This is a genomic window from Archangium violaceum, from assembly GCF_016859125.1.
Taxonomy (GTDB): Bacteria; Myxococcota; Myxococcia; order Myxococcales; family Myxococcaceae; genus Archangium; species Archangium violaceum_A.
Genome location: NZ_CP069338.1, coordinates 11,446,401 through 11,471,774, shown reverse-complemented (window position 1 = coordinate 11,471,774; position 25,374 = coordinate 11,446,401). Strand labels below are relative to the sequence as shown.

Annotated in this window: 28 protein-coding genes; 17 read left to right on the top strand and 11 right to left on the bottom strand. The window is 69.2% G+C overall.

From position 1 onward, the window contains the following. Positions 1-29: 29 nt before the first annotated feature. The 7 genes from JQX13_RS48395 to JQX13_RS48365 all read left to right on the top strand — a co-directional run bounded on the left by JQX13_RS48395 (position 30) and on the right by JQX13_RS48365 (position 6,267). Positions 30-1,682 carry a thiamine pyrophosphate-binding protein gene (locus tag JQX13_RS48395; protein WP_203406157.1) on the top strand — a complete coding sequence of 551 codons (1,653 nt, stop codon included), beginning with the start codon at positions 30-32 and terminating at the stop codon, positions 1,680-1,682. A 104-nt stretch (positions 1,683-1,786) separates the two neighbouring features. Beyond that, positions 1,787-2,224 (top strand): hypothetical protein, encoded by a 438-nt coding sequence (locus tag JQX13_RS48390; RefSeq protein WP_203406156.1) that lies wholly within the window; start codon positions 1,787-1,789, stop codon positions 2,222-2,224. A 398-nt stretch (positions 2,225-2,622) separates the two neighbouring features. Continuing rightward, positions 2,623-3,105, top strand: a complete 483-nt coding sequence (locus JQX13_RS48385) for a hypothetical protein (protein ID WP_203406155.1) — start codon at positions 2,623-2,625, stop codon at positions 3,103-3,105. Positions 3,106-3,144: 39 nt separating this feature from the next. Continuing rightward, positions 3,145-3,522, top strand: a complete 378-nt coding sequence (locus JQX13_RS48380) for a hypothetical protein (RefSeq protein ID WP_203406154.1) — start codon at positions 3,145-3,147, stop codon at positions 3,520-3,522. Positions 3,523-3,533: 11 nt separating this feature from the next. Next, positions 3,534-4,139 (top strand): hypothetical protein, encoded by a 606-nt coding sequence (locus JQX13_RS48375; RefSeq protein ID WP_203406153.1) that lies wholly within the window; start codon positions 3,534-3,536, stop codon positions 4,137-4,139. Positions 4,140-4,150: 11 nt separating this feature from the next. Further along, positions 4,151-5,866, top strand: a complete 1,716-nt coding sequence (locus JQX13_RS48370) for a tetratricopeptide repeat protein (RefSeq protein WP_203406152.1) — start codon at positions 4,151-4,153, stop codon at positions 5,864-5,866. Then, a complete protein-coding gene (locus JQX13_RS48365; protein ID WP_203406151.1) occupies positions 5,860-6,267 on the top strand; it encodes a MerC domain-containing protein in 408 nt (135 codons plus the stop codon). Before JQX13_RS48370 ends, JQX13_RS48365 begins: the two co-directional genes overlap by 7 nt. A gap of 132 nt (positions 6,268-6,399) precedes the next feature. On the opposite strand, the gene JQX13_RS48360 is transcribed toward JQX13_RS48365, so the two are convergent. Then, complete coding sequence (locus JQX13_RS48360; RefSeq protein ID WP_203406150.1) at positions 6,400-7,257, bottom strand: alpha/beta fold hydrolase; 858 nt, start codon at positions 7,255-7,257, stop codon at positions 6,400-6,402. 42 nt (positions 7,258-7,299) lie between these two features. Continuing rightward, entirely contained in the window at positions 7,300-7,701 is a 402-nt protein-coding gene (locus JQX13_RS48355) for a CBS domain-containing protein (RefSeq protein WP_203406149.1), read from the bottom strand. Positions 7,702-7,855: 154 nt separating this feature from the next. Between JQX13_RS48355 and JQX13_RS48350 the strand changes: the two genes are divergently transcribed. After that, entirely contained in the window at positions 7,856-8,404 is a 549-nt protein-coding gene (locus JQX13_RS48350) for an isochorismatase family protein (protein ID WP_203406148.1), read from the top strand. Here the strand turns inward: JQX13_RS48350 and JQX13_RS48345 are convergent. From JQX13_RS48345 to JQX13_RS48315, 7 genes are all read right to left on the bottom strand, one after another. Next, a complete protein-coding gene (locus JQX13_RS48345) occupies positions 8,401-9,912 on the bottom strand; it encodes a hypothetical protein (RefSeq protein ID WP_203406147.1) in 1,512 nt (503 codons plus the stop codon). The two genes, JQX13_RS48350 and JQX13_RS48345, sit on opposite strands and share 4 nt — an antisense overlap. A 65-nt stretch (positions 9,913-9,977) precedes the next feature. Further along, the gene (locus JQX13_RS48340; RefSeq protein ID WP_203406146.1) at positions 9,978-10,856 is read right to left on the bottom strand and encodes a metal ABC transporter permease; all 879 of its coding nucleotides are present in this window, start codon (positions 10,854-10,856) and stop codon (positions 9,978-9,980) included. Continuing rightward, positions 10,837-11,655 carry a metal ABC transporter ATP-binding protein gene (locus JQX13_RS48335; RefSeq protein ID WP_203406145.1) on the bottom strand — a complete coding sequence of 273 codons (819 nt, stop codon included), beginning with the start codon at positions 11,653-11,655 and terminating at the stop codon, positions 10,837-10,839. The genes JQX13_RS48340 and JQX13_RS48335 overlap by 20 nt, the downstream gene beginning before the upstream one ends. Then, positions 11,642-12,487, bottom strand: coding sequence for a hypothetical protein (locus tag JQX13_RS48330; RefSeq protein WP_203406144.1), 846 nt, complete (start codon positions 12,485-12,487; stop codon positions 11,642-11,644). Before JQX13_RS48330 ends, JQX13_RS48335 begins: the two co-directional genes overlap by 14 nt. A 3-nt stretch (positions 12,488-12,490) precedes the next feature. Next, entirely contained in the window at positions 12,491-13,414 is a 924-nt protein-coding gene (locus JQX13_RS48325; protein WP_203406143.1) for a metal ABC transporter substrate-binding protein, read from the bottom strand. 24 nt (positions 13,415-13,438) lie between these two features. Then, positions 13,439-14,758, bottom strand: a complete 1,320-nt coding sequence (locus JQX13_RS48320) for a zinc-regulated TonB-dependent outer membrane receptor (RefSeq protein WP_203406142.1) — start codon at positions 14,756-14,758, stop codon at positions 13,439-13,441. A 67-nt stretch (positions 14,759-14,825) separates the two neighbouring features. Next, a complete protein-coding gene (locus JQX13_RS48315; protein ID WP_203406141.1) occupies positions 14,826-15,239 on the bottom strand; it encodes a hypothetical protein in 414 nt (137 codons plus the stop codon). A gap of 127 nt (positions 15,240-15,366) precedes the next feature. Here JQX13_RS48315 and JQX13_RS48310 point away from each other — a divergent pair, with 127 nt between their 5' ends. The 6 genes from JQX13_RS48310 to JQX13_RS48285 all read left to right on the top strand — a co-directional run bounded on the left by JQX13_RS48310 (position 15,367) and on the right by JQX13_RS48285 (position 21,503). Further along, on the top strand, positions 15,367-15,708 hold the full coding sequence (locus JQX13_RS48310; RefSeq protein WP_203406140.1) for a Rieske (2Fe-2S) protein: 342 nt from the start codon (positions 15,367-15,369) through the stop codon (positions 15,706-15,708). Between the two features lie 103 nt (positions 15,709-15,811). Next, positions 15,812-16,375 (top strand): GTP cyclohydrolase I, encoded by a 564-nt coding sequence (gene folE, locus JQX13_RS48305; protein WP_343211163.1) that lies wholly within the window; start codon positions 15,812-15,814, stop codon positions 16,373-16,375. Further along, entirely contained in the window at positions 16,372-17,802 is a 1,431-nt protein-coding gene (locus JQX13_RS48300; RefSeq protein WP_203406138.1) for an FAD-binding oxidoreductase, read from the top strand. The genes folE and JQX13_RS48300 overlap by 4 nt, the downstream gene beginning before the upstream one ends. 225 nt (positions 17,803-18,027) lie before the next feature. Then, entirely contained in the window at positions 18,028-18,777 is a 750-nt protein-coding gene (locus JQX13_RS48295) for a sigma-70 family RNA polymerase sigma factor (protein WP_203406137.1), read from the top strand. Positions 18,778-18,909: 132 nt separating this feature from the next. Next, positions 18,910-19,650 carry a tetratricopeptide repeat protein gene (locus JQX13_RS48290; protein ID WP_203406136.1) on the top strand — a complete coding sequence of 247 codons (741 nt, stop codon included), beginning with the start codon at positions 18,910-18,912 and terminating at the stop codon, positions 19,648-19,650. Continuing rightward, a complete protein-coding gene (locus JQX13_RS48285; protein ID WP_203406135.1) occupies positions 19,647-21,503 on the top strand; it encodes an AMP-dependent synthetase/ligase in 1,857 nt (618 codons plus the stop codon). Before JQX13_RS48290 ends, JQX13_RS48285 begins: the two co-directional genes overlap by 4 nt. A 99-nt stretch (positions 21,504-21,602) precedes the next feature. Here JQX13_RS48285 and JQX13_RS48280 read toward each other — a convergent pair whose 3' ends face one another. Then, the gene (locus JQX13_RS48280; protein WP_203406134.1) at positions 21,603-21,836 is read right to left on the bottom strand and encodes a twin-arginine translocase TatA/TatE family subunit; all 234 of its coding nucleotides are present in this window, start codon (positions 21,834-21,836) and stop codon (positions 21,603-21,605) included. A 76-nt stretch (positions 21,837-21,912) separates the two neighbouring features. Continuing rightward, a complete protein-coding gene (locus tag JQX13_RS48275) occupies positions 21,913-22,914 on the bottom strand; it encodes a sensor histidine kinase (protein WP_239014315.1) in 1,002 nt (333 codons plus the stop codon). Positions 22,915-23,112: 198 nt separating this feature from the next. On the opposite strand from JQX13_RS48275, the gene JQX13_RS48270 reads away from it, so the two are divergent. From JQX13_RS48270 to JQX13_RS48260, 3 genes are all read left to right on the top strand, one after another. Beyond that, a complete protein-coding gene (locus JQX13_RS48270; protein WP_203406132.1) occupies positions 23,113-23,484 on the top strand; it encodes a response regulator in 372 nt (123 codons plus the stop codon). 90 nt (positions 23,485-23,574) lie between these two features. After that, the gene (locus tag JQX13_RS48265) at positions 23,575-23,904 is read left to right on the top strand and encodes an SCP2 sterol-binding domain-containing protein (RefSeq protein WP_203406131.1); all 330 of its coding nucleotides are present in this window, start codon (positions 23,575-23,577) and stop codon (positions 23,902-23,904) included. A gap of 110 nt (positions 23,905-24,014) precedes the next feature. After that, entirely contained in the window at positions 24,015-25,187 is a 1,173-nt protein-coding gene (locus JQX13_RS48260) for a CaiB/BaiF CoA transferase family protein (protein ID WP_203406130.1), read from the top strand. Positions 25,188-25,374 lie beyond the last annotated feature (187 nt).

Below are 25,374 nucleotides of genomic sequence, written 5' to 3'. Positions count from 1 at the left end.
AGGTTCCGAACACAGGGAGGAATCGCGATATGGGCATGCTCACCGGAGGACAGCTCGTCGGGCGGATGCTGAGGAAGGAGGGCGTCCGGCACATCTTCACCTTGTCGGGGCTGCATGTGGCGCCCATCTACGCGGGATGCGTGGAGGAGGGCATCCAGGTCATCGACACCCGCCACGAGCAGGCGGCCGCCCACGCGGCGGATGCCTACGCCCGGGTGACGCGCGGCGTGGGCGTGGCGGTGGTGACGGCCGGCCCCGGGGTGACGGATGCGCTCACCGGCGTGGCCAACGCCCACGCGGCCAGCTCGCCGATGATCCTCCTGGGAGGCGCGGCCCCCATCTTCAACCAGAGCCGTGGCTCGTTGCAGGAGATGGAGCAGGTGGACCTCTTCCACCGCATCTCCAAGTGGTCGGATCGCGTCCCCACGCCGGAGTTGGTGCCGTCCTACCTCGCCAAGGCCTTCCGCGTGGCGCTCTCCGGAAGGCCGGGGCCGGTGTTCCTGGAGCTCGCCTGGGATGTGCTCTGCAACGGCGTGGACGAGGACTCCCTGCTGCTTCCGCGCGGCTACCGCACGGACGCGCGGCAGGCGCCGGATCCCCGCAAGGTGGACGAGGCGATGGCGCTGCTGCGGACGGCCGAGCACCCCGCCCTCATCGCCGGCTCGTCGGTGTACTGGGATGGCGCATGGGACGCGCTGCGGCGCTTCGCGGAGACCGCGCAGATCCCCGTGTTCCTCAATGGCGCGGGACGCGGCTGTCTGCCGGCGAACCACCCGCTCTTCTTCCAGCACACGCGCAAGGACGCGCTGAGCGCGGCGGACCTGGTGTTCGTCATCGGCACGCCCTTCGACTTCCGGCTCAACTACGGCGCCGAGCCCACCTTCAGCGCCGAGTCGAAGATCGTCCAGGTGGACATCGATCCGACCGAGGTGGGGCGCAACCGCGCGGTGGACGTGGGCATCATCGCGGACAGCTTCAGCGCGCTCACCGCCTTCGCGGATGCGTCGCCCCGGGTGAAGCGGGATGCCTTCATTTCGCAACTGCGCGAGCGCGAGCAGAAGAAGCTGCGCGATCTGGAGCAGTGGACGAAGGACGATGGCGTGCCCATCCACCACTACCGGCTGGCCCGGGAGATGTCGGACGTGGCCAACGGGCCGGGGCAGGATCCGGTGTTCATCGCGGATGGCGGTAACTGGGTCGCCATGGCGGCCAAGGTGATCGAACTGCGCAATCCGGGCCGGTGGTTGGATCCGGGCCCGCTCGGGTGCCTCGGCGTGGGGGCTCCGTTCGCCCTGGCCTCGAAGGTGCTGCACCCGGAGCGCACGCATTGGATCATCCAGGGGGACGGCTCGTTCGGCCTCAACGGCATGGACTTCGAAACGGCGCTGCGCTTCAAGCTGCCCATGGTGTGCGTGGTGGGCAACGACGCCTCGTGGGGGCAGATCCGCATTCCCCAGGTGCAGATGTTCGGCGAGGAGAAATCGCCGGGGACGCGACTGGCGCCCACCCGGTACGACAAGGTGGTGGAGGCGTTCGGCGGCCATGGCGAGCTCGTGACGGAGCCGGCGCGGATCCGCCCCGCGCTCGAGCGTGCCCTGGCCAGTGGCACGGTGGCGTGCGTCAACGTGATGCTGGATCCAGAGGCCCCGGTGAAGGCGGGCGCCATGGGATACGCCGTCTGATTTCGTGTGTTTGCGGAGGGGCGCCGCGTCACCGCTTGCACACGCGCCCTCCCTCGCGTACAAAATGAAGAGGCAACTGTATTTCGCCTGAAACCCTGTTTCCCGTGAGCCGCTCCCTCCGCCAAGAGCCCACGCTGTCCCGACGGCCCCGCCTGCTGGCGCTGCCGCTGGTGCTGCTGTGCGTGCTGGCGTACCTGGGAAGCGCGGCCCACTTCTTCCTGGTGCAGCACAACACGTGCCTCGAGCACGGTGATCTGTTGCACGAGGAGGGGGTCGAGCAGGGGAGCGCGTCCGCGCAGGTGCGTCCGTCGTTCGACGACGAGCGGATCGCTCGCACGGATGCGAAGGTGTCCGTGCACGGCGCGGATGCGCACTGCGCCCATGTCTTCCTCCGCCGGGTGGTGCAGCCGTCCGTCGGAGTGACGCTGCCGCCGGAAGCGCTGGTCCTGTCGGGCCCGGTGCTGGAGGTGGACAGCCTCGCCGTGGAGCCGCAGGTCGCGTGGCTCCACCTGGCACCCAAGTCGTCACCGCCTCGGGCCTGAGCACGCCCTTCCTCTCTTTCGGGAGAGGAGCGGGGTGAGGGGGCCGGAGCGCGTCCTCCCTCTCCCTCTGGGAGAGGGCCGGGGTGAGGGTATCCGCCCTCCCGGCTCGCGTTTCCGTCCTTCCAGCGCCCTTCGAACATCGACAGCGCCGTTGCCCTCGGAGACTCCCTCCGTGCGTCCGGACGCGAACCCGTGCCTCTCCTGAGGCCCTGGGGGCGCGCCCCCTTCCGCACGCGCGGAGCGCCGCCGCGAGGCACCCGTGCGCGAGTCGATGTCCACCCCGCCGTGTGTCCGCGTGCGCCTTCCCCCACGTTCCGGGCGTCCCATTCCGTCCCCGGGGCGGGAGCGTGGGGACATCGCAGCACCACCAACGCAGTCCACACCTGGAGTCACACACCATGATGAAGAAGTTGCTGTCCGCCTGCCTGCTGTCGAGCGCGCTGCTCGTGGGTTGCGGCGAGTCCAACGAGGTCGATGTCGAAGGCTGCGAGCACCTCGCGGAGGGCCCCGCGGTCGCCGTCACCGCGAGCGCCTCGACGAGCGGAACGCTTCCCTCCGTGGGCAATGATCACAAGCGCTACGACATCACGCTGCCGGCGGGCACCGGGGGCAACTACACCGGCTCGGTGTCGTTCGCCGCGGCCGAGGCCACCGACTACGTCTTCTTCCTGGGCGCGGACGTGTCCCTGACGGTCACCAGCTCCTCCGGGCAGGCGGTGGCGTTCGAGGAGTCCGCGAAGAGCTCGGAGCAGTGCGGTGACATCAAGGGCCGTTACGTGGCTCCGCTCGAGGTGGGCACGTACACGCTGACCTTCGGCCCCGCCAGTCAGAGCAGCGTCTCGCTCGTCATCGAGGAGTCGGAGCACGACCACGAGCACTGAGCACTCCCGCTCGTAACCCCCCTTCAACAGGAGATGACCATGGGTACCTTCAAGCAGTTCCTGTCCGACCAGAAGCTCGAGCCGAAGACGCTGGTGCGCCTGTCCAGCCAGCTCGAGTCCCGCTCCGAGGAGGATCGCAAGCTGGCGAAGCAGCGCTCCGACAAGCGGCGCGACAAGGAGAAGCAGGGCAAGCCGTACGCGGAGCTGGGCATCGGCAAGCCGAAGAGCGGCCGGGGCGTGAGCGTGCAGCAGGTGAACGCCGCCCTGGAGGACCAGCCGTTGCCGGCGAAGGTGCGCGGCAAGCTGGTGCGCGCGGTGAACGCCGTGCTGAGCAAGAAGGGTGGCCCGCCGGCGGACTTCAAGTCGCTGTTCGGTGAGGTGCCGGTCCGCAAGGGCACGGCGGCCAAGGCGAGCTGAGGAGGCACGTGATGGGCTCCTCCCTTCTCCACGCCCTGCCGCTGGATGTGCGGCGCGATGGCGAGCGACTGTTCGAGATCTCCATGTGGTGCATCGGCCGCGATGTCTCCCACACGGACAACCTGCTGCTGCGCCGTGGCCTGACCCGCGAGCGCATTCCGGCGGGGCAGCAGGGCACCAGCGCCTACTCGGGTGCGTTGCCCGGGGGAGGGGCCTTCACGCTGTGGGGTTTTGGAGCGCTGTGCCGGGTGTGCGGTGAGTCCGTCTACGTGCCGCGCGACGGCTTCGCCCCGTTCCTGGTGGATGAGGAGCGCGTGGCCTGGCCCGTCTTCCAGGCGGCGGCGCTCGGAACCCCGCGAGAGCCCGTCACCCCGGGCGAGTGCTCCGCCGCGCGCGCCGCGGTGGCGTCCCTGGCCGGATGGCTGGCCGGGTACGAGGAGTGGGTGGTGGCGCTCATGGGCAGGGGTTGGCGGCACGAATGCCTCGCGGCGCGGCGCAAGGCCCCGGCGGTGCCCGTGGAGTCGTTGGCGGCGGAGTGGCGGCGGTTGGCCGAGCGCGTGGAAGCGCTGGAGCGGTCTGTTGAGAACGAATCGTTTGTCCCCTTCACCGGGGCGTGAGTGAGGTCACCATGCTGGCGCGACACCTGCGAGCCGAAGAGCCCTCCATCTTCCCCACCGCTCCCTGGGACGACGTCCCGGACCTGGAGCTCCCCACGCCTCCGTTGCGCGAGGGGCTGGGGCGCGCGCACCTGAAGGTGAGCACCCGGGTGGCCCTGGCCCAGGCGTACTTCGATCAGGGCCTGCGCCTGCTGCACCTCGGCTGGGGCTCCGAGGCGCGGAGGGCCTTCGCGGAGGCCGCGCGGAGGGATCCGGAGCTCGCCATGGCGTACTGGGGTCTGGCCCTGACGCGTGGGCCGGGTGCGCGCTACGCGGTGGCCCGGGCGGAGGCCATCAACAAGGCGCTCGCCCTCAGCGAGGGCGTGACGGACGCCGAGCAGCGCTATATCGTCGCGGCCACCTTCCTGGCCGACAAGGGCCCCTCCAATGGCCGCCACGGCTTCGTGCGCGAGATGGAGGCCCTCATCGACCGGCACCCGGAGGACGCCGAGGCGCGCCTGTTGCTCGCCGGCTTCCTGGCGGATGGGTACGAGTCCGATGGGCGTCCCGGTATGGGCCTGCCCTATGCGCAGGCACTGCTGCGCGAGCTGCTGCGCACGCACCCGAACCACGAGGGCGTCCACTACGCGTGGAGCCAGGTGACGGTGGAGAGCGCGCGTCCCGAGGCGGCGCTGGAGAGCGCGCGCCGGCTGCGGTTGCTGGCGCCCCGGGCGGGGACGGCCCTGCTCGGCGCCGGGCGGTTGTTGCTGCGCACCGGCCACACCCGGGAGGCGCGCGAGGTGCTCGAGGCCGCGGTGGCCACGGATGACGCCTGGCTCTCCCAGGAGTCGCTGCCCGAGTCCGCCGCGCCGGTGGCGGGTCTGGCGCTGCGGCTGCTCGTCCAGGCGTGCTCCGACGCCGGGCGCTACAGCGAGGCCCAGGGCTGGGCACGCCGCCTGCGGACCCGCGTGGAGTCGGTGACGCCGCACTTCGGACAGGCGCTCGTGTTCGCGGCGGGCTCCGTCTTCAGCCCGCACCTGCGCTTCGGCTTCTGGCGCGCGGCCTCGGAGCTGCGCGTGGAGCTGGGGCCGGAGGCTCGCGCGGCCGAGCGGGCGCTGCTCACCGGAATGGAGACGTACGCGCGGGGTCTGCGCGCCCTGGAGGCGGGAAGGTTCGCGGAGGCGGAGCGGATGTGTGACGAGCTCGACGCGCTGTACCCGCCCCTGGCCGATGAGCGGAAGGGCGACGTCCGTCTGCTCTGCCCGCGCGATGTCGCCCGGGTGGTGGAGCTGGCGGCATGCGAGCTGAGGGGTTCACTGGAGGCGCGTCAGGGCGACAACGCCCGCGCCGAGGCCACGCTCATCAAGGCCCTGCGGCTGGAGCGCCGGTTGCGCACGGTGGGGCCCGCCGCCTTCTCCCGTCCGGTCCGTGAGACGTTGGCGCGCATGCGGGTGCGTTGTGGGCGTGAGGACAAGGCACTGGAGTTGGCCGAGGCGCTCGTGAAGGAGCGGCCGGGCAGCGGGCATGCCTGGTTCCTCCTGGCCGAGGTTCATGTCGCCCGCGAGTCCTTCGCGGAGGCGGCCTCGGCCTTCGCCTCCTTCCTGGAGTGTTGGCGCGACGCGGACGAGCAGCTGCCGGAGCTCCGGCGTGCCCGGATCTTCCTCGCGGCGCGGGGCGGGGTTGGCATGAGGGCCATGCTGCCCTCCAACGTCATTCCCCTCCGGCTCCTGGAGAACGCCTCGTGCTGAGCACCGCCGGACGTTCCCCGTGGGACGGATGGGGGCAGTTCCTCTCCACGCTGTGCATCGCGCACTGCATGCTGCTGCCCCTCGTGCTCGGCTTCCTCCCCGCCGCCACCGCGGAGGTGCTGGAGGGCGAGGCGGTACACCAGGGGCTCGTGGTCTTCGTGGCGCTCACGGCGGTGGTGGCCTTCGTTCCGGGCTGGCGCCTTCATCGTCGCGCGGGGGTGCTGGTGCTCGCGGCCTCGGGGCTGCTGCTGCTGGTCGCCGCCCTGTTCCTGCCCGAGGGCACGAGCGAGGCGCTGGAGACAGGCCTCACCCTGGGCGGGGGCGTGCTCATGGCGGTGGCCCACGCGCGCAACCGCACGCTGTGCCGCGAGTGCTGCGCGCTCGAGCCCGGTGCCACGTAGCTTCACGCGAGTGTTCACGGAGTTCCTGGACGGAGCTCGAGGACCCGTGGATGTCCCCTCTCCCCCTGGGAGAGGGCCAGGGTGAGGGTATTCGTTCCCTGGCGCGCGCGTGTCACACGGATGCGATTACCCTCACCCCCCGCCCTCTCCCAGGGGGAGAGGGAGCTCGTCGAGGAACGCCAGGAGACGCCGTCCGCACTCCTCCGGGTGCTCCAGTGGGAAGAGGTGCGTACCGGGCTGCTCCTCGGCGCGGACGTCGGGCAGCGTCTTCCGGACGCGCTCCAGGGCCGGCGGCGTGAGCGTGTCCGAGCCGCTTCCGCGCAGCACGAGCGCCGGCACCGGCACCGAGCGCAGCCGCCGCCAGACGTCGCGGGGTGATGTCTCGAAGATGCGAGCCTCCCATTCCCTCGGGATGGTGAGCCGGAATCCACCGCCCGGGGCCTCCGTGAGGCCGTGGGTGATGTAGTCCTGGAAGCACTCGGCGTCGAAGTGCTGGAAGAGGGGCTTCTTGCGGTAGCTCGTGGCGGCCTCCTCGCGCGAGCCCCAGTGCTCGCGGCGGCGCCGGGCCAGGCTCGCGGGAGGAACGCGGTGCCTCATTCCCAGGAGGGTCACCGCCTGGATGAAGAGGGCGCGCGCGCCCGTGAAGAGCACCGGATCCAACGCCACCACGGCCCGGAAGAGCCCCGGGTTCTTCGTGGAGGCGAGCAGGGTCGCCACGCCGCCCATGCTGTGGCCCACGCCAATCACTCCCTCCAGCCCGCGAGCACGCAGGGCCCGGGCCAGGTCGTCGGCCATGTCGTCCCAGTCCCGCATCGCCAGCGGCTCCATCCCCGGAACGAGGCAGCGGCTCCGCAGCGTGAGGACGTGGTAGCGCGACTTCAGGACCTCGATGAGCTTGCGGTAGCAGCCCGGGGGAAAGCCGTTGGCGTGCGCGAGGTGCAGCACCGGGCCGGTGCCACCCCAGTCATCCAGTTGCAGGGGGTCGCTCATCGTGCCCCCGCATACCGCAGGAGCCCCCCTCTGTCTTGCTCCTCAGCCCACCCGCGGGGGCTCGTCGATGTCCTGGGCGAGGAAGCGGATGACATCCGAGGGGGTGATCATCCCCAGCAGCTTCTTCTCGCGCACCACGGGCAGGTGGTGGATGCGGTGCTTGCGGAAGAGCTCCATCACCTCGTCGGTGAGGTCGAACTCGTCCACCGTGTGCACGCGCGAGGTCATCACCTCTTCCGCCAGGGTGCTCAGCGGGCGGCCCGCCAACAGGGCGTTCATGATGTCGGCCTCGCTGATGATGCCCAGCACGCGCTCCTCGGAGTCCGTCACCGGCACGCCGCCGATGTGCGCCTCGGCGAACAGCAGGGCGATCTCCGAGAGGGGCGTCTCCAAGGAGACGGACTTCACCGGCGCGGTCATCAGGTTGCGGGCATGTCCCTTCATGGCTCCGAACTTGAGAGCGGCACCCGGTAGGCGTCAATCCCTGGTTGTTCGGTGCGTCCACCTCCCGGCATCTCGGGGGGACGCGCGCGGCATGCTTGACGAGCGGCCGTGGCTTCGGGGAAGGCTGGGCTCCTACCCCAAGAGGATTGTCTTCATGCCCACCTTCCACCTCAAGAGAGACCAGGCCGCGCTCCTCGTCATCGACATCCAGGAGCGCCTGTGCGCCGCCATGGAGCGGGACGCGCTGGATCGGATGATCAACCGCACCAACGCCGCCATCGAGGGCGCGAAGGCGCTCGAGTTGCCGGTGATCGTCACCGAGCAGTACCCCAAGGGCCTGGGGCCCACGCACTCACTGGTGAAGATGCGGCTGGGCAGCTACTCCTCGGTGGAGAAGCTTGAGTTCAGCGCGTGCGTGCCGGACGTGGCGGCGCGGCTCGGCGAGCGCAAGCAGGTCCTCCTCGTGGGCATGGAGACGCACGTCTGCGTCTTCCAGACGGTGCGCGACCTGGCGGAGAAGGGCTTCACCCCGCTGCTGTGCGCGGACGCGGTGATGTCGCGCAACGCGGAGGACCGGCGCGTGGGCCTGGAGATGTGCCGCGAGGCGGGGGCCCACATCGTCACGGTGGAGGCCGCGTTGTTCGACCTGCTCGGGTGCGCGGGCACTCCCGAGTTCAAGAAGGTCTCCGCCGCGGTCCGTTAGAGGCCGTGGGTCTGGATGGGCCGCTTCCGGGGCGCCAGGGGAGAGATGGGTCTCACCGGGATCGCATCCGGAGCCAGGGCCGGGGGGGATGCGGACAGCTCGCCCACGTAGAGCAGCCCGTGGTAACCCTCGAAGGAGAGGCCCCCCAGGAACAGATCGATGTACGGGCTCTGACCTCCGACCCCGGCGATGACATTGCTGGGAGTGGAGCCGTAGACGCGGCAGTCGAGCTTGTTGGCGACATCCAGGTCACAGGCCCAGCGGGTGCCCGGGGTGAAGCTCATGTCCAGGGCCTTCACCGTGGGGTCCGCCTTCAACAGGTGCCACCCCATGGAAACGAACCTGGAATCCCACTGCGTTCCCTTGGAGATGCTCACGTGGGCGTTGCCGGACACCACGAAGAAGAGCTCCTCCGGCCTCGCCGCGCGGCGCTTCAACCAGACGTCGGCGAGGGCGGCATCCCGCTCGTTGCCCTGGACCTGGTCCGTGTCATAGGCCACCAGGTGGATGAGCAACCCCGCGGCTCGCAGTGCACGCACGCGGTCGATCAGATCCATCACCGCGCGGCTGCTGCGGCCGTCCTGGTAGGGCCTGCGCCAGAAGTCCCCATCGAGCAGCTCGTCCTGGTCCGCGGGTCCGCCGGCGCTCGTCAGGTAGCGGTCGAGCCGCTCCTGCTCCGTGCGGGGAATGGAGAGGCCGAGCGTGACGATGTGGCCCGCCTCGGCGGCCTGGCACACCATGTCTCCCACTGTGGCCGGGAGCTGCTGTGAGCCGAGCTGCTCGCCGATGAGCAGCGTCTGGCCGGGGTTCAGCAGCTCGCGCAGGCCGCGAACCTCGGTCCCGCAGAGCTCGCTCGCGGGGGTGGGGGAGCTGCCCTCGGCTTGTTGCTTCCAGCGCTGGAGGTAGAAGTCCTCGTTCCGGCGCGCGGGGAGCTTCGGGTCCTCCGTCTTCAGGTTGCCGGCCACCAGCTCGATGGAGGCCCGGGACTCCAGGCGCAGGGTCAGCTCCCGCTCGAGGTCCTCCGCCCGGAGGCCGTACAGCGCGCCTCGCGTCTCGGCGATGTTCTTCTTGTGGAAGTTCCTGCCCCGGGTCTGGATGATGTTCTCGTTCTGCTCCTCCTCCTCGTAGGCGAGCCTGTCGCTCAAGAAGCGGAGCTCGGCATCGTTGCCGATGACGGAGCGTGTCAGCCGGAAGATGCGGACCACGGACTGCTTGGGTGCCACCTGGAGCCCGACCAGCAGGTAGCGCGTGAGCTTCGCGTTTCCACCCGTTCCCTTCGACGGCGTATCCCACGAGGAGAGCAGGCGGGTTTCCCCCTTCTCGCTCTCCAGGGGCTCGAAGGTGAAGCCACGCTCCCGCAGGAGCTTCGTCGCCTCGGCCATCGCCTGCTCGAGCGGGAACCAGTAGACGTGCTCGTACCGTGGCGTGGCCCCCTTGCTCTTGCTCGAGGAGGCACAGCCCACCCATCCCAGGACGAGGCACGACAGCCGAACGCGTGACGTATCCAAGCAAGACTCCGGGCTCGAGCGATGAAGAGCGCCGGAGTTTACTGAGAGTACGTGTCGAGGGCGAATCAGCCCCTCGCCCCGCCCATGACGAGCTGCTTCATGCCTCGCACCACGAGTGCCAGCAGCACGAGCACGCCCGCGAGCACCGTCTGCGAGCCGCCCACGGGGAAGTTGTAGAAATAGGCGAAGAGGTAGCCGCCCAGGCCGGAGATGGCGCCGGCGATCGTGGCCAGCAGGAAGGTGCCCGGCAGCCGCAGATCCACCACCAGCGCGGCGATGGCCGACAGGGTGGAGAAGGCGAACACCGGCAGCGCGCCGAGGGCTCGCGCCGACACACCCACCATCAACCCGATGGAGATCATCAGCACCGCGTCGAGCGAGCGCACCGGCAGGCCCTGCACCATGGCGCCGGTGCGATCGAAGCTGGCGAAGGTGAGGCCTCGGAACCACCACAGGTGGATGAGGAGCGTGAGGACGCCCACCACGACCACGGCGATGAGCTGGGGTCGCTCGACCAGCACCGCCGTGCCGAAGAGGATGCCCTGGATGTCATGGGCCTCCTGGGAGATGCGGTCGCCCACGAGGATGGCCGCGCCGCCCGTGAGCGCATAGGCCAGGCCCAGCATGCTCTCGCGGGAGATGCGCAGCCGCGCCGGGTCCATCATCAGCAGCAGCGTGGCCAGCAGGGAGAGGCTCACGGCCCCCAGGGTGGGCGCCACGTGCAGGCCCAGGTGGATCTCCGCGTAGAAGGCCAGGGCGACACCCAGGCCGGCCGATTGCGTCACCGCGGCGCTGACGAACACCATGCGCCTCAGCACCACGTAGACACCGAGGAACCCCAGCACGCTCCCCGCGATGAGGGCGCAGAGCATGGGGTCCCGGAACAGCTCGTAGGCGTCCCAGAACTGTGCCCAGGAGGTGGTCTCAACCAGCTGCGGGTCCAAGCGGATGTCCTGAAGGGGGGTGACGGGGGCAGTAATCGTCGCCGTATTGGTGCCGGAAGGCAGGATGGCAGAAGACCGTGGTGGCGTCTCCGAGAACCACGGCCGGGGCCTCCCGGTCCACGAAGAGGAGCTGGTTGGCGAACTCGGCGGCCACGCGCAGATCGTGGCTCACCACCACCACGGCGAGGCGCTGCGTGCGGGCCAGCTCCGCCAGGCGCTGCATGGTCTCCCGCTCGGCCACGGCGTCCATGGCGGCGGTGGGCTCGTCCAGCAGCACCAGGTCCGCCTCGGTGGCCAGCACCCGCGCGAGCAGGGCGCGCTGCTTCTGGCCCTCGGACAGCTCGCGGTAGGGGCGGTTGGCGATGGGGCCGGCTCCAGCGGACTCCAGCGCCGCTTCCACCGCCATCCGGTCCTTCTGCGTGGAGAAGGGCCGCAGGAAGTTCCACCCGGACAGCCGGCCCCAGTGCACCAGCTCGCGCGAGCGCACCGGGAGCATTCCGTCGATGCCGGAGCTCTGTGGCACGTAGGCGCTCCTCACGTCCGGGCCGGAGCGGAACACGCGGCCGGACACGGGATTCTGCAGGCCCAGCAGCGTCTTGAACCACGTGCTCTTGCCCGAGCCGTTGCGGCCGATGACGGCCAGGAAGGTGCCTCGGCGCACCTGGAGGTTGATGGGGGGCAGCAGCGCCTTGCCCTGGTAGCCGATGACCAGGTCCTCGCAGCACAGGAGCAGGTCGGACGTGTGTTGATGCGTGGACGCGGGTGAGGCCTGCGTCGGCGCGTGCTCACCGTTCGCCATGGGTCACCTCCGCTTCGGGGGAGACTCGCGCCAGCCGCTCCAGCAGCGCCGCGCGCGCCTCGGCGTTGGCCGGGTCGCTGAAGTCCACCACGCCATCGCTGCCCTGCTTCAGCGTGCTCCAATCCACGGGGTCGAAGAGCGCGGCCGTCAGCACCAGGTTCAGGTCCAGCTTCGTCTCCGGTGGGGTCGTCCGGTCCGAGGTCAGGTCCACCGTACCGTCGAACACCACCACCGGCTCGTCGCTGTCCTCGGCCGGAGCGAGGTCCAGGATGAAGCGGCGCTCGCCCGGGAAGCGTGGCGTGGCGCGGCTGTCGCGCACGGTGCCCTCGAAGCGCAGCGACTCGACGCCCCAGCGGCCCTGGGACACCTGTGTCCGTGGCAGTGCGCACCCGGGCTCGCAGCCCACCGCGCGCGTCTCCGGGGCCAGCAGGTTCAGGGGCTCACCCACGGGGAGCGTCACCACGGTGCGCGAGCCTCCGCCTCCACCCATCTCCGCGGCCACCTGCTCGTAGGGGATGAGCGCCCCGTCGTCGCGGTGGCAGTGGCCGCCGTGGCACAGCGAGTAGCCCGGAGGCGGATTGGCGGGATCGAAGCCCCCGCCCGAGCCACCCGCGCTGGCGAGCAGCTCGATGCCGGACACCTCCATCGAGGCCGAGTCCACGCGCACCTGGTAGTCCGAGCTCAGCCGCTGGTAACCGTCGGCCGCGGCTCGCTCGGAGAGGGGCTCGTACGCGGCGCGCACGGTGGGCTCCACCACCGCGAAGCCCTGGCCCGGCTCCCACGCGCAGCCGCCGAGCGTCAGGCTCCAGAAGAAGAGGAGAGCGCGGCGCATGGCTCAGGTCCCCTTTCCCTTGAGGCCGTTCTCGAGGCGCGTCACCAGCTCCTCGATGCGCTGGATGTACGTCTGCCCGGCACGGAAGTCGGCGCCGCCGGGGATGATGACGAGGGGGGCGGGGATCTTGCCCGCCACCAGCTTGGAGGTGGTGGACGGGTAGTACTCCTCCTGGAGGACCATCCGGGCCTTCTTCTGGCGCGCGAGCCCGAGCACCTGGGCCACGTGGGCGGGGTTGGGCGGGATGCCGGGCTTGGGCTCGAGGTAGGCGATGGCTTCGAAGCCCAGCCAGTCAGCGAGGTACGCGGTCGTCCGGTGGTAGGCGACGAGGGGCGCGCCCTTGAGCGCGGCCAGGCGCTGCTGCCAGACGGGCATGGCCTTCTCCATCTCGGCGGTGAACTTCGCCAGGTTGGCGCGGTAGGCGTCCGCGTTCTTTCCATCCAGGGCGATCAGCCGGTCGGCGATCCCCCTGGCCACGGCCAGACCCGCGCGCGGGTCATAGAGGAAGTGGGGGTTGCCGCCCGCGTGGACGTCACCCTGGCTGCGGTCCACGCGCGTGGTGGGGACCTCCAGCGTGCGGATGAACTGGAACACCTCCAGGTAACCGGGGCTGCCGGAGAGGATGCGCCCGTTGCGGGCGCCGTTCTGGAGCGTGGGCAGCCAACCCACCTCCAGCTCCAGGCCGATGGCAATCAGCAGGTCCGCGCGGTTGAGGTCGAGGGCCAGGTGGGGCCTGGCATCCACGAAGTGCGGGTCCTGCGTGGACGGGGCGAGCGAGGTGACCTGCACATGCTCGCCGCCCACGGCCTTGGCGAGCGCGGCGAGGTCCGACACCGACGTCACGACCTTCAGGTCGGCGCGGGCGGGGAAGGAGAGGAGGCAGAGGAGGGTGGCGCTCAGGGCGGCCAGGAATCGGAAGGTGCTCATCGAAGACTCCGGAGCGAAAGAGGTTCAGAAGGAGTGGGCGCCGTGCGCGCCCATCACGACTTCGAGTGCGAGGAAGACCGAATAGTCCGGGCGGTCGCGCCAGCCGATGCGGTCGGTGGCCCCCTGCAGGCGCAGGCGGGAGAACTCGGTGGGCCAGAAGGTGACGTTGGCGGAGAGGCGCTGGCGGTTGGCGGTCCACTCGGGGTCGAGCGGGTCGTCCGCGATGGCACCGCCCTGGTTGCGCGTGGGGCCGCCGAACTCATAGCGGCCGGCGACGGCCCAGCGCTGGGCGAAGCGCCAGAGGACCTGGCCATACCCGTTGAAGTCGGACAGCACGTCCTGGGGAGCCTGCCGGCGCCGGTAGAAGAGCTCTCCCTGGAGGGTCACCTGCGTGGTGCTGCCTCCCGAGACGGGCCTGTACTTGAGGTACACGTCCGTGCCGAACACGTCGGTGCGGTTCTGGTAGCCTGTGGGGTTGGGGCCGTTGGCGGCCGACAGGCCCCACAGCAGCGACAGGTCATCCGACAGGGGGAAGAACTGCTTCACCGCCCCGGTGAACTGGAAGTCGAAGGGGGAGGTGACTCCGCCGCCCCCTCCGCCGAGGAAGCTGCGCGCCGTGGACTCCCCGCTGGCGTCGGTGACCGAGCCCACCACTTCCACGTACCAGGGCAGCGGGGTGAGCCAGGAGCCCTCCACGCCCAACCCGCGGTTGCCCTCGCCTCCGAAGATGCGGCCGATGGCGAAGGGCTGGTCCACGAAGTCCCACGTGTGCGGGTGCGTGGGGTTGAGCCGGCCGAAGTGGGTGAGGAACTGGCCGGCGCGCAGCTGGAGGTTGGCGGGCAGGTTGGTGGTGGTGGCGTAGGCCTCCTCCACCTCGACGCCGAACTGGCTGAAGACGATGTTGCCGGTGAAGCGGAAGTACGGGTCCACCGCCGTGTTGAGCGACAGCTCCAGCTGCTGGAAGTTGAAGCCGCTGGCGGTCGGATCATGCCCGCCCGACTGCAGGGGCTCCTTCGACGTGAAGGCGGCCGCCGCCACGTCGAGGATGAAGGCCAGATCCAGCCCGTGGACGTTGACGTTCGTCGGGGTGATCGTCACCCCGCTGGTGGACGACGAGGCCGTGGTGTCCGGAGCGGGCGTGGAGCCCGACTGGGCAGCCGCGGCGGCGTCCTTTCCGAGTGCCTCCTCGATGTCCTTCAGGTCCTCGGCGGACAGGCCGGCGTCGGGGGCGGGCTCTTCGACGGGTGTACCCGCGTCCGGCGAGGACTGGGCCAACGCGGACAGCGAGAGGCAGAACGACAGGCAGACGACGAGGCCGGCGAGCCGGCACGATGTGGGGGACACAAGGACTCCTCGAAACCAGACGTCCCGCGAGAAGGCGGACGTCGACCAGGACTTCGCTTCGACGGCGCTAGACGCGCGCTGGAGGCGATGCCTTGGGGGCGATATCGAGGACGGACAGCGAGGGCAGGGGCCGGGGCGGCGCGGTGGCCGGACGGCTCACCTCGAGGCAGGCCTGGATGACGGGCGTGGCCTCGGGGGAATGGAACTCCTCCCTCGTGCTGACCGAGACGAAGGCGCACTCCTCATGACGGAGCGGCCCCGTTGGGGTGGGCGGCAGCTTCTCGAAGGTCTTCGCGTCCCGGAGCTGCGCGGAGAGCGCGGTGCCCTTGTCGGCCGAGGCCTCCTCGAAGGCGCGGTGCGTCGGGCAGTAGAGGTGGACGTGCTCCTGCGCGTGCACGAGGGCGAGCACCGGCTGGGCAACCCAGATCATCACCAGCAGCGTGGCGATGAAGTGTCCAGCGATGTGGGCGCGGATTCGCATCAGGCAGGAAAACGGTAATTATTTGCTCTACTGGTACCTTGGAGGGGTGTCAAGGATGCGACGAGGGGCCCCCCCTCCTATTCACGCGGGGACGGGCGCGCCGCCACGGAACGTTGAGGAGCGACCGATGAACGGACAGGCGGACGAGCACTTCATTCCCGTGGCGCGTCTGGCGGACCTGGACGAGCGGGGCCGGGCAGTGGTGAGGGTGGGGGAGGAGACGGTGGCACTGGTCCGGGTGGAGGGACGGCTGCACGCCCTTCAGCAGGCCTGTCCACATCGGGGCGGGCCTCTGTCGGAAGGAGACCAGGACGGGTGCCTCCTCTACTGCCCCCTCCATGCCTGGGCCTTCGATGTCCGCACGGGCGATAGCCCGACGAATCCTGGCGAGCGGGTGCGCATCTTCGCTGTACGTGTCATCGGGGACGAGATTCAGGTGGCGGCATCGGATAGGGTGCGCGCCCCCTGAAGAAGAAGTGCCTGGACTCGAAGGACGCCAAGGAGCCTTGCCTGTGGGAACTCCCCGAGTACCGCGTGTCGCGTCACGAGGCGTGAAGCCCGACCGGGCGGCCATGGCCAGGGCCATCCAGGACTTCCTGCGCGCGGCGGGCCTGCCATTGGACGCCGATCCCAACCTCGCGGAGACGCCGGAGCGGGTGGCCGAGGCCTGGGCGGAGGAGTTCCTCGACGGCTACGGGCGCACGCCGGAGGAGGCGTTGGGCGAGACGTTCCCGGCGCCATCGAACTCGTCGGGGGAGATGGTGGTGGTGACGGACCTCCGCTTCCAATCCATGTGTCCGCACCACCTGTTGCCTTTCGAGGGCCGGGCGCACGTGGCCTACGTGCCAGCGAAGCGGGTGGTGGGCTTCGGCCGGCTGGGCGCGCTGGTGGACTGCTTCGCGCACCGGCTCATCCTCCAGGAGGACCTGGCGCGCGAAGTGGCCTCCTCGCTGGCTCGTGTGCTGAAGAGTCCGGCCACCGCCTGCATCATCGAGGCGGAGCAGGCGTGCCTGCGCATCCGCGGAGACCGGCAGCGCGACGCCCTCACGCACGCGGAGGCCTATGAGGGCCTGCTGCGCAAGGACGGAGCACTGCGCCGCGAGCTGTGGGCGCGGCTGGGAGCCACGAGACGATGAGCCTGCCCGCGGAGCGAACCTTTCCCCGCGTGGACTCCTCCCTCCTGGAGCGCGCGCACGCCGCGCTGGTGGAGATCCTCTCGCCCGGCCAGGTGCGCCGCGACGAATCCACCCTGCACGCCTACTCCAAGGACGAGTCCGACTCGGGCGTCTACCCGCCGGACCTCGTGGTGTTCCCCGAGAACACCGAGCAGGTCTCCGCCGTCTTCCGCACCTGCCAGTCGCTCGGGGTGCCCTTCACGCCGTGTGGGGCGCGCAGTGGGAAGAGCGGTGGCTCGCTCGCCCTCCTGGGGGGCGTGTCGGTGAGCCTGGAGCGGATGAACCGCATCCTCTCCGTGTCGGTGGAGGATCTCACCGCGGTGGTGCAGCCGGGCGTCATCACGGGCGATCTGATGAAGGCCGTGGAGGCACGGGGCCTCTTCTATCCGCCGGACCCGAACTCGTGGGAGTTCTGCACGATGGGCGGCAACGTGGCGGAGAACGCCGGCGGACCCCGGGCCCTCAAGTACGGCGTCACCCGCGACTACATCATCGGCCTGGAGTGGGTGCTGCCAACCGGCGAGGTCCTCCGCGTGGGCCGCCGCACCATCAAGGGCGTGGCGGGCTACGATCTGGTGGGGCTCTTCGTGGGCTCCGAGGGCACGCTCGGGGTGGCCACGGAGATCACCGTCCAGCTCATCCCCAGGCCCCGGCACGTGAAGACGGCCCTCGTCGTCTTCGACTCGGTGCACACCGCCGCTCGCGCCATCACCGCCGTGCTGACGGCGGGCATCCTCCCGCGCACGCTGGAGCTCATCGACGACGTGGCCCTGAAGGCCGTGGATGGTAGGGGCTTCAACTTCCCGCCCGGCGCTGGCTCGGCCGTCATCGCCGAGGTGGATGGCAACGTGGAGGACGGGTTGTTCGCGGAGCTCGCGCAGCTCGGGGAGATCTGCGAGCAGCACGGCGCCAGGGAAGTCCTCGTGGCCCAGGACGAGTCCCAGCGCGAGAAGCTCTGGGCGGCCCGCCGGGAGGTGTCCCGGGCCCTGCGGACCCTTCGTCCTCACAAGATTTCAGAGGACATCGCAGTACCCCGGTCCCGTATTCCCGACATCATCCTGGCGCTCAAGAAGATGGGCGGGGAGCTCGGTCTGCCAGTGGCCACGTATGGCCACGCGGGGGACGGCAACCTGCACGCCAACATCCTCTATGAGGGCCCGCACCAGCGCGCCCTGGTGGAGACCGCCATCCACCGCATGCTGGAAATCACCGTCTCCATGGGGGGCACCATCACGGGCGAGCATGGAGTCGGGCACGCCAAACGGGAATATCTGGCGCTCGAGCAACCCGAGGCCGTCCTGGAGCTCCAGCGCCGCTTGAAGGGCTTCTTCGATCCTTCAGGGTTGCTGAACCCCGAGAAAATCTTTCCCGCGCCCAAGCGTTCTTAGTCCTACGCGGATACGCGAGCTCTCCGAGGGCGGAAGTCATGCTCCACCCGGCCGCGGGCCCGTCACGCACCCGTGACAGGCCCGGCCCGCTTGTAGACAGGGTAAGCGGGAGAAATACCCCGGAACGGAAATGAGAAACCCTTCGGCTCGTTGTGCGTCCTAGTGGTGTGGACGCGGAACCGGGGGGCGCGCGCGTCCGACACAAGGGAACGGAGACGCGAAACAATGGCGAACAGGACGATGAAGTATGGAGCCGAGGGCCTGTCGCACTACCTGCGTCACCTCGGGGATCATTCGCAGCTGACCCGAGAGCAGGAGTACGAGCTGGCCCGGCGCGCTCGCAAGGGTGATGAGTCCGCGAGGCAGACGCTCGCGACGTCCAACCTGGCCTTCGTGGTGGCGGTGGCGAAGAAGTTCGCCAACCGTGGTGCCCGGCTGGACGACCTCATCCAGGAGGGGAATGTAGGCCTGATGAAGGCGATCGAGCACTTCGATCCGAAGAAGAACGTGCGCTTCGCCACCTACGCGGTGTGGTGGATTCGCGCCTACATCACCCGGTACCTCAAGGACAACCGCAGCCAGGTGCGTGGCGGCGAGTCCGAGCGCGGCAGCATGACGGACTTCTCGCTCGATGCGAGCATCGACGAGGAGGGAGAAACGACCTTCCTGGATCGGCTGGAGGACGGGGGCCCGTCACCTCAGCAGATCTTCCTGGGCCGTGAGCAGGATCAGGAGGTGCAGGAGGCACTGGCCAAGGTCCGCAAGCGCATTGGCGACCTGGGCTGGGACATCCTCCAGGAGCGGCTCACGCAGGACAAGCCGCGCACGCTGGAGGAGCTGGGCCAGCGCTGGGGCGTGTCGCGCGAGCGCGTGCGGCAGGTGGAGCTCAAGACGAAGAACTTCCTCGAGCGCTACCTGGCGGCCTTCAACCAGGACGAGGAGCAGCAGCAGTCTTCCTCGGCGGACGCCGCGTGAGCGCGGAGTCCTCATTCCTGTCCGCTACCCAACGAGGCGGTACCTGACGGTGCACGAGGCACCGCGGGTGCCGCCTTCGTCGTCTGGGGGGTCGGTTGCTGGGGTTGGAAATCGCGTGCTAACACGATCGGTATGCGCTCGATTTCACTTGCCTTTTTCCTGCTGGTGGCCATGCCCGCGCTGGCCGCGACCCCCGAAGGGCTGTCCTCCTGGGATGCGCAGTACGCCCGGCGTGGTGACGCCGCCGTGGCGAAGCAGCTCGACGAGACCTTGAAGAAGGCGGTCGAGTCCGCCCCCGAGGACCACGAGGTGCTGTGGCGCGCGGCCCGGATCCGCAACTGGCAGGCGGAGGGCTCCACGGACGCCAAGGTGAAGAAGACCCTGGGCCGGCAGGTGTGGGAGCTCGGGGATCGCGCCCGGAAGGTGGCGCCGGAGCGGGTGGAGGGCCACTACTACGCGGCCCTGGGCATCGGCGCCTATTCGCAGGCGGTGGGCATCCTCACGGCGCTCGGCGAGGGGCTGGAGGGCAAGTACAACGAGCGCCTGGATGCCGCGCTGAAGCTGGACCCGATGTACGAGCGCGGTGGACCTCTACTGGCCAAGGGACGTTATTTCTATGAGCTGCCCTGGCCCAAGAGGAACCTGAAGAAGTCCGCCTCGAATTTCGAAAAGGTCATCGCGAAGTACCCCGAGCAGTCGCGGGCCTGGCTGTACCTGGCCGAGACGCTGCTCGCCGATGGCGAGGAGAAGAAGGCGCACGAGGCCATCCTCAAGGTGTCCCAGGGGAGCGTGGGGCAAGACCCGGCCGAGGGCCAACGCGTCCAGGGTTGGTCGAAGAAGGTCCAGGCCGCCATCGAGGAGGAACTCAAATGAGGGCGGAATCCCAACTAGACACTCCCGTCGCGCCGGTGCGCAACCTGATCGAAATGCTGCTCCAACGGGCGCAATCACCCACGCAGGTCGCGGCGAGCTGGAAGACGGGTGGTCGCTGGGAGGACGTCACCTGGGGACGGATCCTCGAGGAGGTGAAGGCGCTGTCCGCCGGGCTCATCTCCCTGGGGTTGAAGCCGGGTGAGCGCGTGGCCGTCTTCGCGGACACCAGCCTGCGATGGGTGGTGTGCGATCTGGCCATCTCCGCCGCGCGGGCCATCACCGTTCCCATCTACGCGTCCAATACGCCGGACGAGGCCCGCTACATCCTCAACCACTCCGAGGCCTCGTTCGTCTTCGTGGACCATGACGAGAAGACGCCCAAGCAGCCCGGGCGTGCCACCCGTCTGCGGCAGAAGCTCTCCGAGTGTCCCAGCGTGCGCAAGGTCGTCCTCTTCGAGGGCGCCCCCTCGGGCGACATGGAGCTGACGCTCGAGGAGCTCATGGCCCGGGGGCGCGAGGCGCACGCGGCCCGGCCGGAGTCCTTCGACGAGCGGGCGCACGCCATGGGCCCGGACGACGTCTGCTGCATCATCTACACCTCCGGCACCACGGGCGATCCGAAGGGCGTGCTGCTCACCCACGGCAACTGGTCCTACGAGGCCCTCGCGGTGAAGGGCATCTCACTCATGATGCCCGCCGACTCGGTGCTGATGTTCCTGCCCATGGCGCACTCCTTCGGGCAGGTGGTGAAGGCCGCCTGGCTGTGCATGGGCTTCCGCATGGTGTTCGCCGAGTCCGCGGAGAAGCTGATGGACAACCTGATGGAGACGCGCCCCACCATCCTCCCGGCGGTGCCGCGCGTCTTCGAGAAGGTCTTCAGCAAGGTGGTGGCCGATGGCACCGCCGAGCCGGGAGTGAAGGGCCGGCTGATACGCTGGGCCTTCGCGCTCTTCGACGAGTACGTGGAGGCGAAGAACCAGGGCCGAGAGCCCCACATGGTGGGCCTGGCGCTGGCGCGCAAGCTGGTGTTCAGCAAGGTGCGCGCGAAGCTCGACGCGAAGCTGGGCGGCAACCTGCGCCTGTTCGTCTCCGGCGGCGCGCCGCTGTCACGGAAGATCGCGTACTTCTTCGAGCTGCTCGGCTACAAGGTGCTGGAGGGCTACGGCCTCACCGAGACGTCGGCCGCCGCCTGCGTCTCCCGGCCGGCTCGGATCAAGATCGGCACCGTGGGCCCGCCGCTGCCCGGCACCGAGGTGCGGATCGCCCAGGACGGGGAGATCCTCATCCGGGGCCCGGGGGTGATGAAGGGCTACCACAAGAACCCCGAGGCCACCGCCGAGGTGCTCGAGCCCGATGGTTGGTTCCACAGCGGCGACATCGGCGAGGTGGACGTGGACGGCTACGTCCGCATCACCGATCGCAAGAAGGACATCATCGTCACGTCCGGAGGGAAGAACGTCTCGCCGCAGAACATCGAGAACCTGCTGAAGACGTACCCGCTCATCAGCCAGGCCGTGGTCCACGGCGACAAGCGCAAGTACCTGGTGGCGCTCGTCACGGTGAGCGAGGAGCCCGCGCGCAAGCTGCTCTCCGACAAGGGCGAGACACCCGGCTCCTACGCGGAGCTGTGCCGCCGGCCGGAGATCCAGGCCGCCGTGCAGGAGATCCTCGACAAGGTGAACGCGGAGCTCCCGTCCTTCAGCACCCTCAAGCGCTTCGCCGTGATCGATGCGGACTTCAGCCAGGAGTCGGGCGAGCTGACGCCGAGCCTCAAGGTGAAGCGCAAGCACGTCAGCCAGAAGTACAAGGCGGTGCTGGACGGCCTCTACGACAAGGGCGACCTGGCGGATTGAGCTCCGCTCCAAACGCCTCGAGCACCGGCGCCCGTCCACCTCTCCCGGTGAGGGGAGGCCGATCGGGCGCGGTGCTCGGTGAGACGAGGTGGGGAGGACTCAGCCCTGCTGGCTGCCGGTCCGGGCGCCGACGTCCTTCTCGACCGTGGTGCTGCTGGCGAGCGAACCCGGCTGCTTCTTCTCGTCGGCGGCGGACTCCTCGCCTCCGAAACCCCGCTTGAAGTTGCGGATGGCGCTCCCCAACGCGGAGCCGAGCTGCGGCAGGCGCGAGCCCCCGAAGAGGAGCAGCAGCACCCCCATGATCAGCAGAATCTCCGACATCTTCAGACCCATCACACGCACTCCTTGGAAAAGACCAGGGCAGGATAGCCTTGACGTGTACGGGTCGCCAGCACGACGAATAGAGGGTTCAGACCTGGATGCCCACCGAGGAAGCGAGAGCGATGGGGAGTGTAAGGAAGAGGGTGGTGCCCCCCGCGTCCGTCGTCACCCCCACCGAGCCACCGAGCGCCTCCACCTCCTGCCGGGCCAGTCCCAGGCGCAGCGGATCCTCCAGCTTCTTCTCCCGGAAGGCGCGCTCCTCGCGTGCGAAGGTGAGCTCGGCCTCCTCGTCCGATAGGGGCACGCCGTCGCGCCGCACCTCCACCCGGAGGCTGCTCCCCTCCGGCCGCACCCTCACCCGGAGCTGCTCCCCTGCCTTGGCACGCAGCAGGTGGTGGCGGAGGAAGGCCTCCACGGCGTGCTGCACCCGGCCCCCGTCCACGTCCACCTCCGGCAGCGGTCCGTCCGGCAGCTCCAGGCTCATCGCCACGTTCGCCGCGCCCGCCGCCTCGAGGTTGTGCTCCACCGCGCTGGCGAGCAGGGGCTCGAGCGCCTGCCGCTCCCGCTCACACGCCAACATGCCCAGATCGGCCCGGCTCGCGTCGAAGAAATCCTGGGCAAAGGAGAGCGCCTTGTCCGTGTTCCGGAGGATGGTTTCCAACCCGCGTTTCGCCTTCGGTTCCAGCGGAATGCGACCATTGAGCAACAGGGCCGCGTAGGAGCGCACGTTGGCCAGGGAGCCCCGCAGATCATGAGAGGCCAGCCCGAGATAGCGAACCCGGCGCCGGATGAGCTCCTCGTCCCCCTGCAGCGGCTGCGTCCACACCAGCCTCGCACCATCTTCCAGGGGGCGCTCGCCCGCACGAAGCAGCCGTCCTTCATGCTCCCACACATCCGCACCCGGACGCCGATGGAAACCCGAGCCCTCCAACAACTCCGCCACCGAGCCCACCACCTCGGGGAGGCGCTCCACCCCCAGATGGGTGCGCAGCCGTCCATCCACTTCCCGCAGATGACCCCGCCGCGAGAGGATGGCGAACCCGGGTACTTCTTCCTCGGCCGCCCTCCGCTGTTCCCCCTCGTACCTCACGCCTGCCGTTTCCTCGCTCATGGATTAGGAGAACGGTGGGGCGGCATTGTCGATTTTGCAACGTGACCGCCTCCCTGCCCCACGAGCTGGTTGATTTCTTCCGCACCTTCCCGCGCCTTGAGAGAAAATCGAGGGTGCGCGCAACCTCAGGAGAAAAATCTGTCTTCAGCCAATTCTCAGCACCCGGGTTCCCATGTCGTGCTGGTGGTCGACGACGACCCCGACATCCTCGAGGCGCTCTCCGAAATCCTCGAGGCCGAGGGCTTCGAGATCCGCCGCGCACGCAATGGAAAGGAAGCACTGGAGCGGCTCGAGCCGGATCCACCCCAGCTCATCCTGTTGGACCTGATGATGCCGGTGATGGACGGGTGGGAGTTCGCCCAGCGGATGCGGCAGAAGTCCTCCGTGGCCTCCATCCCCATCATCGTCCTGAGCGCGGACCGCAACGTGGGCAGCAAGGCCACGGACATCGGCGCGGTGGGGCACCTGGCCAAGCCGTTCGAATTGAACGATCTGCTGGACATGGTCCGCCGCTCGTTGGGTCAGGCGCAGGCCAGTACCGGCCGTTGAGCGGCACCTGCTGCCTTGACCTGCCGGGTCCCCATCATTACGGTCCGAACCGGCGTTGATTCACCAATCAATCCTCCAAGGGAGAGAGCCATGGCGAGCGCGCAGGACATTCTCGAGCAGGACATTCCGGCCGTGCTGCAGCAGAAGCCGGAGTTGGCCAAGGACATCAATTCGGTCATCCACTTCAACATCACCGGCGACAACGGTGGCACCTGGACGCTGGACTGCACCAAGCCGGAGGGCTGGGTGACGAAGGGCGCCGAGGGCACCCCGAAGATGACCGTCACCGTCAGCAACGATGACTTCGTGAAGATCCGCGCCAAGCAGCTCAACGCCCAGATGGCCGCCATGCAGGGCAAGCTCAAGTTCAAGCCGATGGACATGGCGCTGGCCATGAAGCTGGCGAAGCTGCTCGGCTAGACTCACCGGAGACGCGTCCCCCCGGGCGCGGTCCTCCTCGAGCGGCGCGTGCTCCTGCGTGGGGGCCGCGCCGCTTCTTTTTTGTCCCCGCCCCCCTCGCCCCCACCCCCATGAACACGCTGCCCCTGACCGGACTCAAGGTCCTGGATCTCTCCCGCCTGCTGCCGGGTCCCTACGCCACGCTGGTGCTCGCCGATCTGGGCGCCACGGTGGACAAGCTCGAGGACCCGGTGGGCGGTGACTACATCCGCCACATGCCGCCCCTGCGCGACGACGAGAGCGCGCTCTTCTACGGGCTCAACCGCAACAAGCGCTCACTCGTGCTCGACCTCAAGACGTCCGAGGGGCGCGAGGCCCTGAAGCGGCTGGTGCGCGGCTACGACGTGCTGCTGGAGAGTTTCCGGCCCGGCGTCATGGACAAGCTGGGCGTGGGCTGGAGCGTGCTGCGCGAGCAGAACCCGCGGCTCGTCTACTGCGCCATCTCCGGCTACGGGCAGACGGGGCCGGATCGCTCGAGGGCGGGGCACGACATCAACTACGCGGCGCGCGCGGGGGTGCTCGGCTATGGCGGACAGGCGGATGGCGCGCCGGCCTTCCCGGGGGTGCAGCTGGGCGACATCGGCGGCGGAAGCCTCTTCGCGCTGGTGGGCATCCTCGCGGCGCTCCACGAGCGCGAGCGCACCGGGCAGGGCCGCTTCGTGGACGTGTCCATGACGGATGGCGCCCTGGCCTTCCTCCACATGCACCTGGCGGCGCGGCTGATCATGGGCGAGCAGGGCCAACCCCTGCGCCGCGGCCGGGAGACGCTCAACGGTGGCCAGGCCTGCTACGGACTGTACCGCACGAGCGACGATCGCTACCTGTCCGTGGGCGCGCTGGAGCCCAAGTTCCTCGCCGGGGTGTGCGAGGTCCTCGGACGCCCGGAGTTGCTCGCGGACGCGTACGACACCGGCGAGGCCGGCGCGCGCGTGAAGGCCGAGTTCACGCGCCTCTTCGCCGAGCACCCCCTGGCGTATTGGAAGGAGCGCTTCGCGACCAGGGACGTGTGCGTCGAACCCGTCCTCGAGGGCGATGAAGTGCTCGAGGACCCACAGCTGCGCGCACGGGGTCTTTTCGTGGAGTCGGATGATACCCAACGTGGGCGGAAGGTGACCCACCTGCTCACGCCCCTGCGTATGGGTGAAACACCCCTGCGACCTCCACCCGCAGTGGGACAGCACTCGCGAAAAATTCTCTCGGAGGCTGGCTTCAGCCCCGAAGAAATCGAAAGACTGGTCAACTGAGTACTGCCAGGAATTGGCGCGTACATCATTGCGAGAGATACGAGGCGTCAGGATTCCCGGATCTCCCGTAAAGATTGCGGGTCTGCCTTTACCCGCTCGTCATGCAAAATGAGACATGCGATTTTGCTGTGTACAGAGGCGACGGCTCGCATTCACCGCGAGTGCTGTCCGGTCGCCAGCTGGGGGG

What these genes read in the sequence shown, in the direction of transcription:
- JQX13_RS48370 (WP_203406152.1), top strand. Translation starts at nt 4,151, where the DNA reads ATGCTGGCGCGACACCTGCGAGCCGAAGAGCCCTCCATCTTCCCCACC.
- JQX13_RS48395 (WP_203406157.1), top strand. Translation starts at nt 30, where the DNA reads ATGGGCATGCTCACCGGAGGACAGCTCGTCGGGCGGATGCTGAGGAAG.
- JQX13_RS48335 (WP_203406145.1), bottom strand. Translation starts at nt 11,655, where the DNA reads ATGGCGAACGGTGAGCACGCGCCGACGCAGGCCTCACCCGCGTCCACG.
- JQX13_RS48360 (WP_203406150.1), bottom strand. Translation starts at nt 7,257, where the DNA reads ATGAGCGACCCCCTGCAACTGGATGACTGGGGTGGCACCGGCCCGGTG.
- JQX13_RS48280 (WP_203406134.1), bottom strand. Translation starts at nt 21,836, where the DNA reads ATGGGTCTGAAGATGTCGGAGATTCTGCTGATCATGGGGGTGCTGCTG.
- folE (WP_343211163.1), top strand. Translation starts at nt 15,812, where the DNA reads ATGGCCAGGGCCATCCAGGACTTCCTGCGCGCGGCGGGCCTGCCATTG.
- JQX13_RS48295 (WP_203406137.1), top strand. Translation starts at nt 18,028, where the DNA reads ATGGCGAACAGGACGATGAAGTATGGAGCCGAGGGCCTGTCGCACTAC.
- JQX13_RS48350 (WP_203406148.1), top strand. Translation starts at nt 7,856, where the DNA reads ATGCCCACCTTCCACCTCAAGAGAGACCAGGCCGCGCTCCTCGTCATC.
- JQX13_RS48290 (WP_203406136.1), top strand. Translation starts at nt 18,910, where the DNA reads ATGCGCTCGATTTCACTTGCCTTTTTCCTGCTGGTGGCCATGCCCGCG.
- JQX13_RS48380 (WP_203406154.1), top strand. Translation starts at nt 3,145, where the DNA reads ATGGGTACCTTCAAGCAGTTCCTGTCCGACCAGAAGCTCGAGCCGAAG.
- JQX13_RS48355 (WP_203406149.1), bottom strand. Translation starts at nt 7,701, where the DNA reads ATGAAGGGACATGCCCGCAACCTGATGACCGCGCCGGTGAAGTCCGTC.
- JQX13_RS48325 (WP_203406143.1), bottom strand. Translation starts at nt 13,414, where the DNA reads ATGAGCACCTTCCGATTCCTGGCCGCCCTGAGCGCCACCCTCCTCTGC.
- JQX13_RS48315 (WP_203406141.1), bottom strand. Translation starts at nt 15,239, where the DNA reads ATGCGAATCCGCGCCCACATCGCTGGACACTTCATCGCCACGCTGCTG.
- JQX13_RS48300 (WP_203406138.1), top strand. Translation starts at nt 16,372, where the DNA reads ATGAGCCTGCCCGCGGAGCGAACCTTTCCCCGCGTGGACTCCTCCCTC.
- JQX13_RS48385 (WP_203406155.1), top strand. Translation starts at nt 2,623, where the DNA reads ATGATGAAGAAGTTGCTGTCCGCCTGCCTGCTGTCGAGCGCGCTGCTC.
- JQX13_RS48265 (WP_203406131.1), top strand. Translation starts at nt 23,575, where the DNA reads ATGGCGAGCGCGCAGGACATTCTCGAGCAGGACATTCCGGCCGTGCTG.
- JQX13_RS48330 (WP_203406144.1), bottom strand. Translation starts at nt 12,487, where the DNA reads ATGCGCCGCGCTCTCCTCTTCTTCTGGAGCCTGACGCTCGGCGGCTGC.
- JQX13_RS48375 (WP_203406153.1), top strand. Translation starts at nt 3,534, where the DNA reads ATGGGCTCCTCCCTTCTCCACGCCCTGCCGCTGGATGTGCGGCGCGAT.
- JQX13_RS48285 (WP_203406135.1), top strand. Translation starts at nt 19,647, where the DNA reads ATGAGGGCGGAATCCCAACTAGACACTCCCGTCGCGCCGGTGCGCAAC.
- JQX13_RS48310 (WP_203406140.1), top strand. Translation starts at nt 15,367, where the DNA reads ATGAACGGACAGGCGGACGAGCACTTCATTCCCGTGGCGCGTCTGGCG.
- JQX13_RS48260 (WP_203406130.1), top strand. Translation starts at nt 24,015, where the DNA reads ATGAACACGCTGCCCCTGACCGGACTCAAGGTCCTGGATCTCTCCCGC.